Annotated in this window: 14 protein-coding genes and 1 pseudogene; 8 read left to right on the top strand and 7 right to left on the bottom strand. The window is 67.8% G+C overall.

Annotation, left to right across the window (positions count from 1 at the left end; translation table 11 throughout):
• Nucleotides 1-13 precede the first annotated feature (13 nt).
• Nucleotides 14-1,105, top strand: a complete 1,092-nt coding sequence (locus BLV39_RS10710) for a zinc-binding dehydrogenase (RefSeq protein WP_090789766.1) — start codon at nucleotides 14-16, stop codon at nucleotides 1,103-1,105.
• 671 nt (nucleotides 1,106-1,776) lie between these two features.
• On the opposite strand, the gene BLV39_RS10705 is transcribed toward BLV39_RS10710, so the two are convergent.
• The gene (locus BLV39_RS10705; RefSeq protein WP_143049720.1) at nucleotides 1,777-2,574 is read right to left on the bottom strand and encodes a hypothetical protein; all 798 of its coding nucleotides are present in this window, start codon (nucleotides 2,572-2,574) and stop codon (nucleotides 1,777-1,779) included.
• Between the two features lie 1,193 nt (nucleotides 2,575-3,767).
• On the opposite strand from BLV39_RS10705, the gene BLV39_RS10695 reads away from it, so the two are divergent.
• The 6 genes and pseudogenes from BLV39_RS10695 to BLV39_RS44080 all read left to right on the top strand — a co-directional run.
• The gene (locus BLV39_RS10695) at nucleotides 3,768-4,361 is read left to right on the top strand and encodes a PadR family transcriptional regulator (RefSeq protein ID WP_090789760.1); all 594 of its coding nucleotides are present in this window, start codon (nucleotides 3,768-3,770) and stop codon (nucleotides 4,359-4,361) included.
• A gap of 102 nt (nucleotides 4,362-4,463) precedes the next feature.
• Complete coding sequence (locus BLV39_RS10690; protein ID WP_090789758.1) at nucleotides 4,464-5,429, top strand: ATP-binding cassette domain-containing protein; 966 nt, start codon at nucleotides 4,464-4,466, stop codon at nucleotides 5,427-5,429.
• Nucleotides 5,426-6,271 carry an ABC transporter permease gene (locus BLV39_RS10685; protein ID WP_090789756.1) on the top strand — a complete coding sequence of 282 codons (846 nt, stop codon included), beginning with the start codon at nucleotides 5,426-5,428 and terminating at the stop codon, nucleotides 6,269-6,271. Before BLV39_RS10690 ends, BLV39_RS10685 begins: the two co-directional genes overlap by 4 nt.
• Before the next feature lie 103 nt (nucleotides 6,272-6,374).
• Nucleotides 6,375-6,797, top strand: coding sequence for a DoxX family protein (locus BLV39_RS10680; RefSeq protein WP_090791372.1), 423 nt, complete (start codon nucleotides 6,375-6,377; stop codon nucleotides 6,795-6,797).
• A gap of 27 nt (nucleotides 6,798-6,824) precedes the next feature.
• Complete coding sequence (locus tag BLV39_RS10675; RefSeq protein ID WP_090789754.1) at nucleotides 6,825-7,658, top strand: alpha/beta fold hydrolase; 834 nt, start codon at nucleotides 6,825-6,827, stop codon at nucleotides 7,656-7,658.
• A 96-nt stretch (nucleotides 7,659-7,754) separates the two neighbouring features.
• Nucleotides 7,755-7,943 (top strand): annotated as a pseudogene (locus BLV39_RS44080) (hypothetical protein); the annotation flags it as partial.
• A gap of 412 nt (nucleotides 7,944-8,355) precedes the next feature.
• Here the strand turns inward: BLV39_RS44080 and BLV39_RS45100 are convergent.
• Nucleotides 8,356-8,685 (bottom strand): MerR family transcriptional regulator, encoded by a 330-nt coding sequence (locus BLV39_RS45100; RefSeq protein ID WP_425304693.1) that lies wholly within the window; start codon nucleotides 8,683-8,685, stop codon nucleotides 8,356-8,358.
• A gap of 116 nt (nucleotides 8,686-8,801) precedes the next feature.
• Between BLV39_RS45100 and BLV39_RS10660 the strand changes: the two genes are divergently transcribed.
• On the top strand, nucleotides 8,802-9,851 hold the full coding sequence (locus BLV39_RS10660; RefSeq protein ID WP_090789753.1) for an aldo/keto reductase: 1,050 nt from the start codon (nucleotides 8,802-8,804) through the stop codon (nucleotides 9,849-9,851).
• 86 nt (nucleotides 9,852-9,937) lie between these two features.
• On the opposite strand, the gene BLV39_RS10655 is transcribed toward BLV39_RS10660, so the two are convergent.
• Genes BLV39_RS10655 through BLV39_RS10635 form a run of 5 tightly spaced genes read right to left on the bottom strand, consistent with a single transcriptional unit; the run spans nucleotide 9,938 to nucleotide 14,963 of the window.
• Complete coding sequence (locus tag BLV39_RS10655) at nucleotides 9,938-10,627, bottom strand: ABC transporter ATP-binding protein (protein ID WP_176984839.1); 690 nt, start codon at nucleotides 10,625-10,627, stop codon at nucleotides 9,938-9,940.
• On the bottom strand, nucleotides 10,624-11,544 hold the full coding sequence (locus BLV39_RS10650) for an ABC transporter ATP-binding protein (protein ID WP_090789751.1): 921 nt from the start codon (nucleotides 11,542-11,544) through the stop codon (nucleotides 10,624-10,626). Before BLV39_RS10650 ends, BLV39_RS10655 begins: the two co-directional genes overlap by 4 nt.
• Nucleotides 11,541-12,404, bottom strand: coding sequence for an ABC transporter permease (locus BLV39_RS10645; RefSeq protein WP_090791368.1), 864 nt, complete (start codon nucleotides 12,402-12,404; stop codon nucleotides 11,541-11,543). Before BLV39_RS10645 ends, BLV39_RS10650 begins: the two co-directional genes overlap by 4 nt.
• A complete protein-coding gene (locus tag BLV39_RS10640; RefSeq protein ID WP_090789749.1) occupies nucleotides 12,397-13,383 on the bottom strand; it encodes an ABC transporter permease in 987 nt (328 codons plus the stop codon). The genes BLV39_RS10645 and BLV39_RS10640 overlap by 8 nt, the downstream gene beginning before the upstream one ends.
• The gene (locus BLV39_RS10635) at nucleotides 13,380-14,963 is read right to left on the bottom strand and encodes an ABC transporter substrate-binding protein (RefSeq protein ID WP_090789747.1); all 1,584 of its coding nucleotides are present in this window, start codon (nucleotides 14,961-14,963) and stop codon (nucleotides 13,380-13,382) included. Before BLV39_RS10635 ends, BLV39_RS10640 begins: the two co-directional genes overlap by 4 nt.
• Nucleotides 14,964-15,217 lie beyond the last annotated feature (254 nt).

Raw genomic sequence — 15,217 nt, 5'->3', positions numbered from 1 at the left:
CGATTGGAGAATCATGCGTACCGTCAAACGCGCCGTCCTCGTCAAGCCCGGGGCGCCGCTGGAGATATGGGAGCGTCCCACGCCGTCGGCGTCTGGCCGCGAGGTCATCGTGTCGGTGGAGATGTCCGGCGTCTGCGGCACCGACCACCACCTGCAGTCCGGTGACATCACCCTGCCCAACCCGATGGTCCTCGGCCACGAGGCCATTGGCCGCATCGCGGAACTCGGCCCCGAGGTGACCACCGACAGCGCCGGCGAACCGGTGGCGGTAGGCGACCTCGTCTACTGGCAGCCGGCGCAACCCTGCTACCGCTGCTACTACTGCACCGTCGTCGAAGACGTGTCGATGTGCCCCAACCTGGTGACCTTCCAGCTGCACCAACACGCGGACAAGCCACCGGTGGGTACGTACGCCCAGTACGCCTGGCTGCCGGACCGCACGGCGTTCTTCAAGGTGCCCGCGGACGTCCCCGCCGAGGCCCTGATCGCGTTCGGCTGCGCCATGCCGACGGTGCTGCACGCCCTGAACCGCCTCGGTGGCATCCGGTACGGGCAACACGTGCTCGTGCAGGGCTCCGGCCCGGTCGGCCTCGCCGCCACGCTCCTGGCGCACCTCGCCGGCGCGAGCAGCGTCACGGTTCTCGGCGCACCGCCCAACCGGCTGGAAATGGCCACGAAGCTGGGCGCCACCACCACGATCGACGTGACCCGGACCGACGAGCGCTCGCGGGCCGAGGCGGTCAAGGAGATCACGGACGGCCGCGGCGCCGACGTCATCATCGAGGCCGCCGGCCGGGTGCCCGCGTTCACCGAAGGTCTGCCGCTGGTCGCACCCGACGGCTCGTACGTGATCATCGGCCTGTGGTCCGCGCCCGGGACGTCGCCGGTCGAGCCGCGGTACCTGAACAACCACAACATCCGCGTGATCGGCTCGGCCTACACGACACCGCGGCATATGTACGAGACGCTCCAGGTCACCCGCGCCGTCCACCGGCGATACCCACTCGCCGAGATGGTCACGCACCGCTTCGCGCTCGACGAGGCGCAGGCCGCGATCGACGCCGTCGGTCGCGGCGAGCCGTTGAAGGCCGTGATCCTGCCCTGACCACGACCTCGCCGGCTCGGGCGCGACCAGGATGTCGCGCCCGAGCCGGTGCAACGCCGCGCAGCCGTCACCGAATGCCGGCGAGCAGGACAGTCCCTGCCGATGACGTGGACGATTCGATGGCGGATCCATCGACGCTGTGATCGGTCACTGACGGTCGTGGCCCAATGGTCGCCGTCTGTCCTTCACACATGACGATGCCAGATCGTCGTCCGGGTCGAGATCCTCAAGATGAAGTTGTCTGGAGATCCTCGTCCCCCGCAACCTCGGACATGTTGAGCTCGACGGCCGCGGATGGAGCGCCTACGTGATTGCAGCGGTCATCGTTGCTGTGCTGGCGCGCGGCCATCGCCTTGTCGATTCGTCGTGCGCAGGTTCGAGCCCCACCTCGACGGGCCGAGACGCGCCCCTAAACGCATCGAGACCCACCCATTGAGCTGGCAAATTCGGCGGACGCGCAGGTCTATCTCGATGGCGGGTCACGCCAAGCATGGGAACGGGGTTCGATCAACGCCGACGTGGTGATCGTCAGTGCGTCATGGTGTTTGCCCAGATAGACCTGAGGCGCGCAGGCGGAAGGCGCCTCTAACCGGTGTCCGAGGGCTACGCGAACCATGTCCCAATGCCAGCTGAGGTGACGCTGGCGCCGGGCTCCCGCACACCGAGTTGCATCAGCGGTCACGCCTGCGAGGCAATATGGGTAAAACAGACGCAGATATCAGGAAGACAATTCCTAGCATGGACAGCGGACGAATCACGATAAAGGTGTAAGCAGTCCACGGTGCCGGCGGTGAGACCATCGCGGACTGGATCAGTTGGGCGTAAATGATGTCGCCGCTACTGAGCACTGTGGCGGGCAACAGCAGGAGCGTTCCAACGCTGGCCAACGCCGCAGCGACCGGCCCTGACGCTTTCCGTGTAGACGGTCGGCGGGCGACCGCGAGGACCATCAGTCCGCCAAGAAGAAGTCCAACCAGCCAACCAACCAAGGTCAGTGGCAGAACGGCTGCCGGCTGGGGGCGTACGAACTCTATTCCCAGCTGCGCTTTCGGTGTCAGTTCGGGAAGGACCGCTCCATCGCTGACCGGCACGACCATGAGGGCCAGGTCGTCACGCGTCGCGCTCAGCTCGCGGGCTGAGGATGTGGGCACAACTTTCCAGCCTTGCTGCCGCAGATTGGCCTCGACTCCTGTCAGCACCGAACTGTAGGAACCGTTGGGCAGGTCCATGCTGAGCAGAACGTAGCCGCCGTTGTAATTGTCTGAGCCAAAAATCTGAGTGGCCAGCCCCGTTGAGTGCTGGTAGCTGAAGACCGGATCTAGGCGGTCGACCTTAGCGATGGACAAGCCTGGAGCGGCAGACATCGCCAGGCCGCCGGCTTCGACGTCATCCGGTAGTTCCGCGGCCCACCTCCAGCCGAGCCACGCGCCGCCGGCTGCGAACAATGCCGCGACCGTCAGCGCGACCACACAGGCCAACGCGCGAACCCCAATCCTGACTGGACGGCTTCCGACGTTGGCGCGCGACCCTGCGCGTTGAATAACGGTCGTCATACCGCCCGCCCCGACGCGATGGGTCGACGCGGCGCCGCGCGCAGCCCGACAGCAAGCGAAACCGCCACCGAACCCAACCCAGCCACTGACTGACCGCCCACCTGTGCCTCCCCATTGACGCAGTCAAAGTGCCGGCCAACTGTGGATCAAAGGAATCACGGCGTCAACAGGTACCTCAGCCCACGAGCGATCTTCGTCCCTATCGGCGGCATTGTCCGGGGAAGCGACGTCGCGCATTGGATGATCTTGGCGCTCTAAGCAGTCCGAACCATGGGGTCTGACGTGCGCAGGTTCGAATCACCCAGACCGAAGCAGACGCGCCCCCCACGCCACGTGGATCGTTCTAAACATGCAGCTCAGCGGCTGTTGGTGGACAGAGTCGCGCCGGTCGTTGTCGAGGGCGGGTCACGCCAAGCATGGGAACGGGATTGGAACAGCCCGGACCTGATCGTCGTAGCGGCATCGTGGCGTTTGCCCAGCTAGCCGTGTCCGGCTTAGTTGCTCAGAGGGTTAGTGGGGCGTCCCGGCAGCGTGCTCGGCGACAAGTTCGAAAGAGCGCGTTCGATCGTGAACGTCGTAAACGATTGTGGTGAGCATCAGTTCGTCCGCTGCGGTGTCTTGTTGTAGTCGGGCGAGCGTCCGGTGGACTGTTTCGGGTGAGCCGATCGCCTGGCTGGCTTTGGAGGTCTCCACCAGCACCGTTTGTAGGTCAGTGCTGACACCACCCGGACCAGGAGGGCACCCTAGTGTTGGTGGGAGTGGACACCACCCTGGCGGGCGCGCAAGCGGAGCTCGTAGAGCAGGCCAAGTGGCGGGAGCACCCCAATCGGGACAGGCGCGCACCGAACTGGAGTGGGCGAAGAGCCTGAGCAAACGACTGTCTGAGGGCGCCTACGCCATGGCCGATGATCCGGGTTCGTGGCGAACGGTCCCCGATCACCTCAAGATGCGCGCCTAATCAACCTTGACTAGACGTTTCGTCCTCGTGTACTTTGGCCAAGTAGTCAAACTGGACTAGTCTCTACCAATCCGTTCGCAACACGGGAGAAGGAATCGAACCCATGGGAAAGCTCGCGATCGACACGAGAGGGTTGAGCGGAGGTGGGCGCATGTCGGCGACGAAGCTCCTGGTACTCGGTATCGTGCACCTCTCCGGCGGCGCGCATGGCTACCAGGTGCGGTCCGAACTGCAGAGCTGGGGTGCGGAGAGTTGGGCCAAGATCAAGCCCGGCTCGATTTATCACGCGCTGAAGAAGGCGGCGGCTGATGGCCTCCTCACCGAACACGCCGAGCCGGGCAACTCCGGGCCGGAGCGCGTTCTGTACCGCGCGACAGCTCGGGGACGTGACGAGATGGTCGAACTGGTCCGCGACGGCCTGCGGCGCACCCACGACCCGGACATGCTCAACGCGTCCATCGCCATGTTGCCCATGCTGACCAGGACAGATGCCATCGCGCAGGTTAACGAGCGGGTCGCGCGCCTGGAAGCGGAGCTCGTAGTGCAGGCCGAGTGGCGGGAGCACCCCAATCGGGACACCCCCGAGCACGTCCGCGATCAGGCCGAACTGTGGGCGGGGCAGGCGCGCACCGAACTGGAGTGGGCGAAGAGCCTGAGCAAACGACTGTCTGAGGGCGCCTACGCCATGGCCGATGATCCGGGTTCGTGGCGAACGGTCCCCGATCACCTCAAGATGCGCGCCTAATCAACCTTGACTAGACGTTTCGTCCTCGTGTACTTTGGCTAAGTAGTCAAACTTGACTAGCTCACCAGTCCGTTCGCAACGCCGAGGGAAGGAATCGAACCCATGGGAAAGCTCGCGATCGAGACGAGAGGGTTGAAGAAGAGCTTCGGCACGACCCACGCGGTCGCCGGTGTGGACCTGGCCGTGAGCGCCGGGGGCGTGTACGGCGTGCTCGGTCCGAACGGGGCGGGCAAGACCACCACGATCCGCATGCTGGCCACGCTCCTGCGCCCCGACGCCGGAGAGGCGCAAGTGCTCGGCTACGACGTCGTGCGTGACGCCCAGGCGGTGCGGAGCAGGGTGGGCCTCACCGGGCAGTTCGCGTCGGTCGACGAGGACCTCACCGGGGTGGAGAACCTGTTGCTGCTCGCCAGACTGCTCGGCTACTCACGCCGCCGAGGCAGGGAGCGGGCGACCGACCTGCTCGACGCGTTCGGCCTCGCCAAGGCCGCCGATCGGCAGGTGAAGAAGTACTCCGGCGGGATGCGCCGGCGCATCGACATCGCGGCGAGCCTGGTCGTCACCCCCGAACTGATCTTCCTCGACGAGCCCACGACCGGGCTCGACCCGCGCAGCAGGAACCAGGTGTGGGAGATCGTCAGGGGCATGGTCGCCGAGGGCGCCACCGTGTTGCTGACCACGCAGTACCTCGACGAGGCCGACCAGCTGGCCGACCGGATAGCGGTGATCGACCACGGGAAGGTCATCGCCGAGGGCTCGAGCGGCCAGCTCAAGGCATCGGTCGGCGCGGGCTCGCTGCATGTACGCCTGCGTGCGCCCGAGCAGCGGGCCGAGGCCGAACGGGTCCTCGCCGCTGCGCTCGACGTGCCGATCGAGCTCTCCGCTGACCCGGCCGCGCTGTCCGCGCGGATCTCCGACCCCGAGCGGGTCGCCCGTTCCGTGGCCGAGCTGTCCCGCGGCGGCATCGACGTCACCGAGTTCGCGCTCGGTCAGCCGAGCCTGGACGAGGTGTTCCTCACCCTGACCGGACACGCCGCCGAGGAGACACCCGAGGAGGATGCCGCATGAATGCCACGACCGCGGAGCAGGCGTCGGCGCCGGTCACCGAGGACGCGCTGCGCAGTGTGCTGTTGGCCGGTGAGCGGCCGTCTCGCCCCGGCCCGGTGCTCACCTCGTTGACATTCGGCTGGCGGGCGCTGCTGAAGATCAAACACGTGCCCGAGCAGCTCGTCGACGTGACCATGTTCCCGATCATGTTCACGCTGATGTTCACCTACTTGTTCGGCGGCGCGCTCGCCGGGTCGACACAGGCGTACCTACAGTTCCTGCTGCCCGGCATCCTGGTGCAGGCGAACGTCATGACCACCATGAACACCGGCATAACGCTGAACACCGACATTCAAAAGGGCGTGTTCGACAGGTTCAGGGCGCTCCCGGTGTGGCGACCATCCCCGCTGGTCGGCGCCCTGCTCGGCGATGTGATGCGCTACTCGATCGGGTCGGCCATCGTGATCACGCTCGGCCTGGTCCTCGGGTTCCGGCCGGAGGGTGGCGCGGTCGGCGTGGTGCTGTCGGTGGCGCTGCTGCTGGTGTTCTCGTTCTGCCTGTCGTGGCTGTGGACGATGCTCAGCCTGATCCTGCGCACGCCGAACTCGGTGGCGGGGGTCAGCATGATGCTGATGTTCCCGCTGACGTTCGGGAGCAACATCTTCGTGGACCCGAAGACGATGCCCGGATGGCTGCAGGCGGTCGTCGAGGTCAACCCGATCACCCACCTGGCGACCGTGGTACGCGGCCTGATGCACGGCTCGGTGCCCGCCGGGGAAATCGGCTGGGTGCTCGTCTCGTCCGTACTTCTCGTCGCGGTCTTCGGCCCCATCACCATGGTCCTCTACCGCAACAAGAAGTAGATGCCGCTACCGCGAGCACTTGGTCGAAATCAACTCCGACAACCCGGCCCACTCGGCCAACGCCATCACCGGTACCAGACCCGGACACGACAAGGAGAGCCGAATGAGCACCATCCCCAAGAACAACTCGGAAACCGTTGCGCACACGCCCGGGCGGGCGAGCAGCATCGGGGTCTGGATTCTGCAAGTCGTGCTGGCGGCGATAATCGCCGGCGGCGGAATCTCGAAGCTCGCCGGCGACCCGGTCATGGTGGACATGTTCGCCGACATCGGGGCTGGCCAGTGGCTCCGGTACCTGGTCGGAGCGCTGGAGGTCGCGGGAGGGGTTGGACTTCTGATCCCGGCTCTGGCGGGCCTGGCCAGTCTCGGGTTGGCGGCATTGCTGACCGGTGCTGTCATCACCGATCAGTTCGTGCTCGAGCAGAGCCCTTGGCTGCCGCTCGCCTTTCTCGTCGTGGCGGCCGTGATCGCAAGGGCGCGGTGGTCGCGCACCGAGGCCGTCGTCGGCACGCTGCTCAGGCGCTGAGACAAACCTCTCGAACGGAGATGTGAGATGAACGAGATGGCCTTTCGCGTGACATCAAACGATGGCACCACCATCGCCTACGACAGGGAAGGAAGCGGTCCGGCCGTCATTCTGGTGGGCGGGGCACTCGACGAGGGGGTGGAGAACGCTCCCTTGGCGCCAGCTCTCGCCGAGCACTTCACGGTCTACAACTATGCCCGTCGGGGACGCGGCGCGAGCGGCTTCACCGAGCCGTACGCCGTGGAAAGGGAGATCGAGGACCTGGATGCGTTGATCGCGGAGGCGGGCGGCTCGGCACACCTGTTCGGGGCGTCTTCAGGCGGCGCGCTGGCGCTGGAAGCCGCCGCGGCAGGGTCAGCCATCGACACGATCGCCGTCTGGGAGGTGCCCTACGCGGTCGGAGACGACATACGCCCGCGATTCGAGGAGTACATCGCAGACACCCGACGCGCCTTCGACGCCGGGCGAGACGAGGAGGTTCTCGAACTGTTCATGCGCATGACCGGCGCCTCCGACGACAACATCGCGGCCAGGAAAGCGGCAGGCAAGCAGACGGCGCATTGGGCGCATTCGGTCGCCCTCGCGCCCACGCTGGTCCACGACAGCGTCTTCCTCAACCGCTACCAATTGCCGGCCGATCGACTGGCAACGGTCACCCAACCGGTCCTGGTCACCACCGGAGGACCGATCACGGCCCCCTATATGGCAGGCCTGCCCTCGGACTTCTTCGACCGCGCAGCCGACGAGCTCGCAGACCTACTACCCCACGCTCAACGGGAGACCCTCGAGGTGCCGGATCACGTCGTCGACCCACAGACCGTCGGCCCGCTGTTGCTACGGTTCTTCAGCACCGAACACTGAGGTGCCCGCGAGGTGTTGCGGGAAGACCGATTAGGCACCGCGCAAGCAGATCTTCGTCGCAGGCCTGATCCTGGGCGGTGCTCGTCACCAACGTCTTCGTCACCACGCGCAGGCGTCTGCTCGTCGTTCCTACCGCACGCTGAGATCGCGGCCGAGAGATACAACGTCGATGTCCGCGAGCTCCTGATGGAGTGCGGCCGTCGCGGCCTCGTTGGCGGCCAAGAAGACATGATTTACGACATCGCGCTTACCTCAGCCCGCGCGGTTGCCTATACAACGCGGTGATAAAACCCCTGAGCGACTTCACGGCCCCGTCGCACCGCTCGTAATAGCTGCGCCAGTGCGCCCTTCCTGCAGCGCGGCCAAACCGGTGCGCGCAGGTTCGGCCCACCTGGTCGAGGCAGACGCGCCCCAAGCGCAGCCCATGCGACTCTGCAACCGCAGGTCAACCATGTGCCGCAGTCGAGTTCGGGCAGGCTCGAATCGAGGGCGGGTCACGCCAAACATGGGAACGTGATTCGATCAACCCTGACCTGGCGATCGTTACGGCATCATGGCGGCTGGCCAGCTAGCGGTCCGACGCACCTTATCGACGGCTGCCACTGCGGCGGTGCGAGAGAGAGAGAGAGAGAGAGCCTGCATCGCGGTTCGAGCCTGGTGCGCCGCCGGGAACCCGCAGAACATCCCAAACCCATGATCAGAAGTTGGGCAAGGTCGTGATCGAACAGCGCGTTGCGCTGTCATCAGGGTAGCCCCGCGAACGATCACCGACTGTCGGCGTCCCAGTCGACCCGGTAGAGCGACCCGGCGGCTCCTTTTCGGACGAGGTCGGCGCATCGGCGTAGCGCGGCAGGGGCATGCCGGAGGCGCGCAAGATGATGCAGACGGTGAGCCAGTCCACGTCATCCTGGGTGTAGAGGCGGCGCCCGCCAGGTACGCGTCGCACAGGGTTGACGAAGAGGCCCTCGTGCTCGTAGAAGCGCAGCGCGTGGACGCTCAAGCCGGTGCGTTCTGCGACCTGCCCGATGCTCAGCGTTCAGGCCAGCGGCTTGACCTAGAGCCGACTCTAGATCCTACGGTCCCGTGCAATCGACGCGTCTGTCGCTCTGTAATCACGGCTGAATAAGTAAGGGACGCATCACCATGCGCTACCGCACCCTCGGTGGAACTGGTATTCAAGTCAGTGCCTACTGCCTCGGGACCATGATGTTCCAGGATGGCTGCAACTCCGACCACGACGATTGTGTCCGTATCATCCATGCCGCCCTGGATCAGGGGATCAACTTCGTCGATACCGCCGACATGTACGGGCAGGGAGAGTCCGAGGAGATCGTGGGCAGGGCGCTGCGGGGGCGCCGTGATGACGTTGTATTGGCCACCAAGGTGCACTTCCAGATGGGCGAGGGCCGCAACCGCAGTGGCAACTCGCGGCGTTGGATCCTCAAGGCGGTTGAGGACAGCCTCAGGCGCTTGAACACCGACTGGATCGACCTCTACCAGGTCCACCGCCCCGACTACGCGACCGACATCGAGGAGACGCTCTCGGTGCTCAGCGACCTCGTGCGCCAGGGGAAAATCCGCGCTTTCGGCTGCTCGACGTTCCCGGCTGAGGAGATCGTCGAGGCGCATCACGTCTCCGAGCGTCGTGGCCTCGGACGCTTCCGCACCGAGCAGCCGCCGTATTCGATCCTGGCCCGCGGGATCGAAGCCTCGGTCCTGCCCGTCTGCCAGCGCTACAGGATGGGTGTGCTGGTCTGGAGCCCACTGGCCTTCGGGTTCCTCACCGGCAAGTACCGCAAGAACCAGCCCATCGACCTGGCAACCGGCCGTCCCGCAATCCGGCCGGAACGATTCGATCCCACGATCGCGGAAAACGCCGCCAAGCTCGACGTCGTCGAGCAGCTCGTCGAACTCGCGGAAAACATCGGCTGCACCCTTCCGCAGCTCGCCATCGCGTTCACCGTGGCCCACCCGGCCGTCACCTCGGCGATCATCGGCCCGCGGACCATGCCGCAGCTAGAGGATCTCCTCAAGGGCGCCGCGCTAGCCCTGGACGATGCGGCCCTCGACCGGATCGACGAGATCGTGCCGCCCGGGACTAACCTGTACAACCCCAACGCTCCCTTGCCCCCGCGTTCACTGACCGACACCGCACTGCGTCGCCGCCCCCTCACCGACCGCGCCGCGGCCTGAGCGAGCTGATAGTGGTGGGCCGCCGCAGGACACCGACGAACCGCTCCCGTACCGGAAGCGGCCGACAGCAGCCTCCTCCGTGCATTTCAGACGGAAGTCGCGGCGTGGCGGTGTTCGTGGGTCTGTGGTTGGAGGTCGATGACGCGGTCGGCCCATCGGGTGAGCAGAGGTTGGTCGTGGCTGACGACGAGGATGCCTGCACCGCTTTCGAGTTGGTAATCGGTGAGGACCCGGGCGACGTGGGCCTGGGTGGAGGCGTCGAGCATCGCGGTCGCCTCGTCGCAGAGCAGGTAGCCCGGGCGATGGGCGAGGGCACGGGCCAGACAGGCGCGTTGGAGCTGGCCGTCGCTGATCGCGTGCGGGCGACGGATGAGCAGGTCGGGGGTCAACCCGACCAGGTCGGCCAGCTCACTGACCCGCTCCCGGACTGCGGCATCCGGGTAACCGGTGGCGCGGAGCGGTTCGGCGACGATGTCGTCGAGCCGCAGCCGTGGGTCGGTGGCCCCGCGTGGGCTCTGGAACAGCACGCCGATCCGGGTCCGGGCGGCGGCCGGAACGTGATGGCGTGCGCCCGTGATCCGCACACCGTCGAGACTGACGTGGCCGGCGTCGGCCGCCTGTACCAGGGCGAGCACCCGCACAAGCGTGGACTTACCGCCTCCGGAGGCACCGCGTAGCCCGACCGTCTCGCCCGCTCCGATGTGGAGGGACAGTTGGTCGAGCACCCGCTGCCGGCCGTAGGCGACGCTGACGCCGTGTGCCGCGAGCTCGCTCACGCCGCGACCTCCTGTTCGATGAGCGGATGGTGACACCGGGCCGGGCCGGATAGGTTCGGCATGGTCGCGCAGGCGTCGTTCGCGCGGGTGCAGCGTGGTGCGAACGCGCAGCCTGCCGGGAGCGCGGTGAGCATGGGCGGATGCCCGGGGACAGCGCGGAAGCCGCGGTCGGGCAGCGCGTCGAGCAGACCTGCGGTGTACGGGTGCGCGGGCGTGGCGAACAAGGCGTTGGTGGGTTGGTCCTCGACGATTCGGCTGGCGTACATGACGGCCACGCGGTCGGCGACCCGCTGCGCTGCGGTGAGGTCGTGGGTGATCAGGATGACCGTGTTGCCGGCGTCGCAGCGTCGGCGCAGCAGGTCGAGGGTGTGGTCGACGAGTGGCCGGTCCAGGCCGGTAGTGGGTTCGTCGGCGATCAGCAGCGGCGGCTCGGGTGCCAGCGCGAGCGCCGTGCACAGCCGTTGCGCCATGCCGCCGGAAAGCTCGTGCGGATAACGGTCGAGGTCGATCGGGTCGAACCCGACGTCGGCGGCGACCCGATCGGCGTCGGTGCGTGGCCGGCCGTGCGCCCGCAGCGTCTCCTCGAGCAGCCGCCGCCCGGTGCGCACCGGGTTGAGGGCGGTGGCCGGGCTCTGCGGCACGAGCCCGACCCGCCGGCCACGCACCCCCGTCAGCCGTCCGGTCAACAACGACGTGTCCTCGTCGAGAACGGCACGGCCGGACACGGTGGCGTTGCGGGGCAGCAGACCCAGCAGCGTGTGCGCGAGCACCGACTTGCCGCACCCGGACTCACCGACGACGGCGAGCAGCTCTCCAGGTTGGACGGTCAGAGACAGATCGGTGACGGCGTGTACGACCGCCGTCCGCAGCCGGAACCTGACGGTGAGCCCGTCGACCGAAAGGCGTGGCGTGGTCACAGTTCCAGCTCCGCTCGTACCCGTGGATCGAGGTGTTCGCGCCACCGCGCGGCCAGGGCGGCGATGGCGAGGGTGACCACGACGATGACGGCACCGGGGGCGATGCTGGCCCACCAGGCGCCGGTGAGCAGCGAGCCCTGACCGTCGTTGATCATGTTGCCGAGTGAGGCCAGGTGCGGTGGCAGGCCGAGCCCGAGGAACGACAACGCGGTCTCGTGCCAGACGGCGTGCGGGATCATCAGGGTGGTCGCCAGGGCCAGCCGGGGCAGTACGTGCGGCAACAGGTGGCGGGTCAGGATGCGCCGGCGACCGGCCCCGCCGCTGATGGCCGCGTCGATGAACGGCCGGTTGCGCAGGCTCAGCAGTTCCGAGCGGACGATCCGCGCCGTCGACAGCCAATGCGTCACCCCGATCGAGGCGATGACCGCACCCAGGCTGGGCCGCAGCATCGCGACGATGAAGATGCCCAGCAGCAGGTGCGGCAGGGCGGCGACGGTGTCGACGACCCGCATGAGGAGCCGGTCGACGCGGCCTCCCAGGGTGCCGGCGATGCCGCCGACGATTCCACCGATCACGGTGGCGACCAGCGCCGCGACGGCGCCAACCAGCAGAGAGACGCGCAGGCCGTAGAGAGCCCGCAGGGCGACGTCGCGGCCGAGGTCGTCGGTGCCGGCCGGATGTGCCCACGATGGTGGCAGGCGGGTCTGGTCCAGGGAGATGGCGCTCTGGTCGAGGGGCCACAGCACCGGGGCGAGAACGCAGGCGACGATCGCGGCCGTAAGGACCGTGGCGGCCACGAGAGTGCCCGCATGGCCGGGCCGCAGGCGCAAGATACGGCGGCCGGGGAGGGCGTCAAGCATCGAGGCGGATCCTGGGGTCGGCGGCGGCATAAGCGAGATCCGTCGCGAGGTTGGCGGTCAGCACAGCGGCCGTGGTGAGCAGGGTGATCGCGGCCAGGAGCGGGAAGTCGCTGCCAAGCGCGGCCTGGACGGTGACGCCGCCGAGTCCGGGCAGTGAGAACACTGTCTCGACCAGGATCGCCCCGCCGACGAGCTCCGGCAGGTGCGTGCCGATCAGGGTGATGAACGGCAGCAGCGCGGTGCGCAGCGCATGTCCGAACAGGACAGTCCGGCCGGGTAGGCCGCGGGCGCGGGCGGCCAGGACGTGGTCGTCGCGGAGGCTGTCGGCGACGCCGTCGCGGACGAACAGCACGAACCAGGGTGCCTGCGAGACGGCCAGCACCAGCACCGGCAGCACGAGGTGGTGAGCCACGTCCCCGAAGCCGGTGCCGCTGGCGGTTATGTCGGTCAGGCCGCCGGCGGGTAGCCAGCCCAGCGCGAGGGCGAACACGGCGATCGAGGCCAGGCCGATCCAGAACACGGGCATGGACTCGATGGCGTACGCGGCGGCGCGCAGCGCACGGTCGAAGATGCCATTGCGCCGGTACGCGGCCAGCGCACCGAGCAGCAGGCTGGCCAACAGGACGATGGCCAGGGCGAGCGAGACCAGCAGCAGAGTCCACCCGGCCCGGGCGGCGATCACCGACGCCACCGGCTCGTGGCGGCTGGTCGACCAGCCCAGGTCGCCGCGCAGCAGGTTGCCGATCCACCGGAAATACTGCACCGGCAGTGGGTCGTCGACGCCCCAGTTGGCGCGGATCTGCGCGAGGACGTCGGGGTTGGCGGTGAACGCGGCCGAGCCCGCGTACTGCTTGGCCGGGTCGATCGGGGACGCCGCGCCGAGGGCGAACATGCCGATGCTGGTGAGCACCAGGATGGGCACGGCGACGAGCAGCCGGCGCCGGACGACTCGTCCAGCGCCGACGAAGCGACGACTCACTTACGCGTCCAGGTGTGGATGTTCCACCAGATGCTGTTGGCGACGTCGTGCTCGTGGGCCTCGACCCGCGGCTGCACACCCGCGACAGCATCCTTCACGACGTACGTGTGCTCGAGGTAGGCCAGGAACAGCCAGGGCAGGTCGGTGGCGAGCTGCTTCTGGAAGGTGCTGTAGGCGGCCTTGCGCGCGGCCGGGTCGGCGAGATCGCGGCCGTCCTGGAGCGCCTCGTCCACGACAGGCGACTTGTAGTGGCCCGGGTTGAAGTAGCCCTGCCCCGCGAACTGCGAGCTGAACAGCTTGTACGAGGTGAAGTCCGGGTCGTACGGCGTGCCGAAGCCCATCAGCAGCGCGTCCTTGCTGATCCGAGTGTCGATCGCGTCCCAGGTCAGGCCTTCGGGCTTGATCTCGATGCCGACCTTCTTCGCGTCGGCGGTGACCGCCAGAGCGAGCTCCTTGCGCAGGCTGTCGGTGGCCGGGTACATCAGGGTGAACGACGCCCGTTGAGCACCCTTGGCCCGGATCCCGTCGCCACCGGCGGCCCAGCCGCCGGCGTCGAGCGCGGCGGTCGCAGCGGCGGCATCGGAGCCCGGCCGGCCCGCGGCGGTGGGCTCGGCGAACTCGGAGGTCGGTGGCACCGGCCCGTACGCCGGCTCGCCCGCACCACCGAGGACCCCGCCGATCATCGCGGTGCGGTCGACGGCGGAGTTGAGCGCCTTCCGGATCGCGAGATCGCCGGTGACGGGGTTACCCATCGGCAGCATCACGCCGCGGTAGTCGGCGGTGTCGACCTTGTGCACCTGGTAGCCGCCGACGGAGTCGAACCCGGCCGCCAGCTTCGGTGCGAGTTCGGCGGCGTCGAACTCGCCGGCCCGCATCCGCTGTGCGCGGACGTTGTCGTCGGCGACGAACGCGACGACCACCTTCGCATTGGCGGGCTTGCCGCCGAAGTACGTGTTGTTGGCCGTGAGCACGAGCCGGTCGCCCGGCGTCCACGACTCGACCCGGTAGGGGCCGGTGCCGATCGGCTTGCGGTTGAAGTCGGCCTGGTTGACGTCCTTGCCCCGCAGCGCGGCCGCCGGCACGATGCCGAGCGCGAGACGCTGCAGGAACGGCGCGTACGCGTACCTGAGCGTGAACACCACGGTCTTCGGGTCGGGAGCGGTGACCGACGCGAGCATGTCCAGGTCTGACCGGATCACCGAGTCGACCTTGGGATCGAGGATCGCCTGGTACGTGAACACGACGTCGGCGGAGGTCAGCGGGGTGCCGTCGTGGAAGGTGACCCCGTCGCGCAGCGTCGCGGTCACGGTCTTGCCGTCGGGCGAGACGGTCGGCAGCGCGGCGGCCAGGCCCGGCACGAGGGCATTGCCGGCGTCGCGGGCGACGAGCCCGTCGAAGATCAGCGAGGCGCCGTCGACGCCGTAGTTGAGCACAGGGTTCAGGGTGTCCGGCTCGCCGGCGGTGGCGACGACGAACGTCCCGGCGCTGGAGGCGGCGGCGCCGCTGGTGGTCGGGCTCGTCGAGCATGCGGCGAGCGCGAGGGCGCAGGCGACGAGGACGGCGGGGACACGGCGGATCACAGGGCACTCCGGGGTTCGAGGGGCGTGCGGTGCTCCTGCATCATCCTGGTTGTTGCAAAGTCTTGGCAATAACGGGATAGTGAACGTCGTGGAACGACCCGATCGGCCCGGCGTGCCGCTCACACCGATCGCCTCCTCAGGGGACCTGCAAGGTTGGGTCGTTCCACACCGACTGCCCTGCCGCCGGACTCCGCCGCAGGGTCGGGCGGCGCCCACCGCGATGGTCCTCAACCTTGTGGGCGCCGCCACTTCCA

The organism is Asanoa ishikariensis, from assembly GCF_900107455.1.
Lineage (GTDB): Bacteria > Actinomycetota > Actinomycetes > Mycobacteriales > Micromonosporaceae > Asanoa > Asanoa ishikariensis.
The sequence above is the reverse complement of the archived record's forward strand: the minus strand, read 5'-3'. Positions and strand labels throughout refer to the sequence as shown.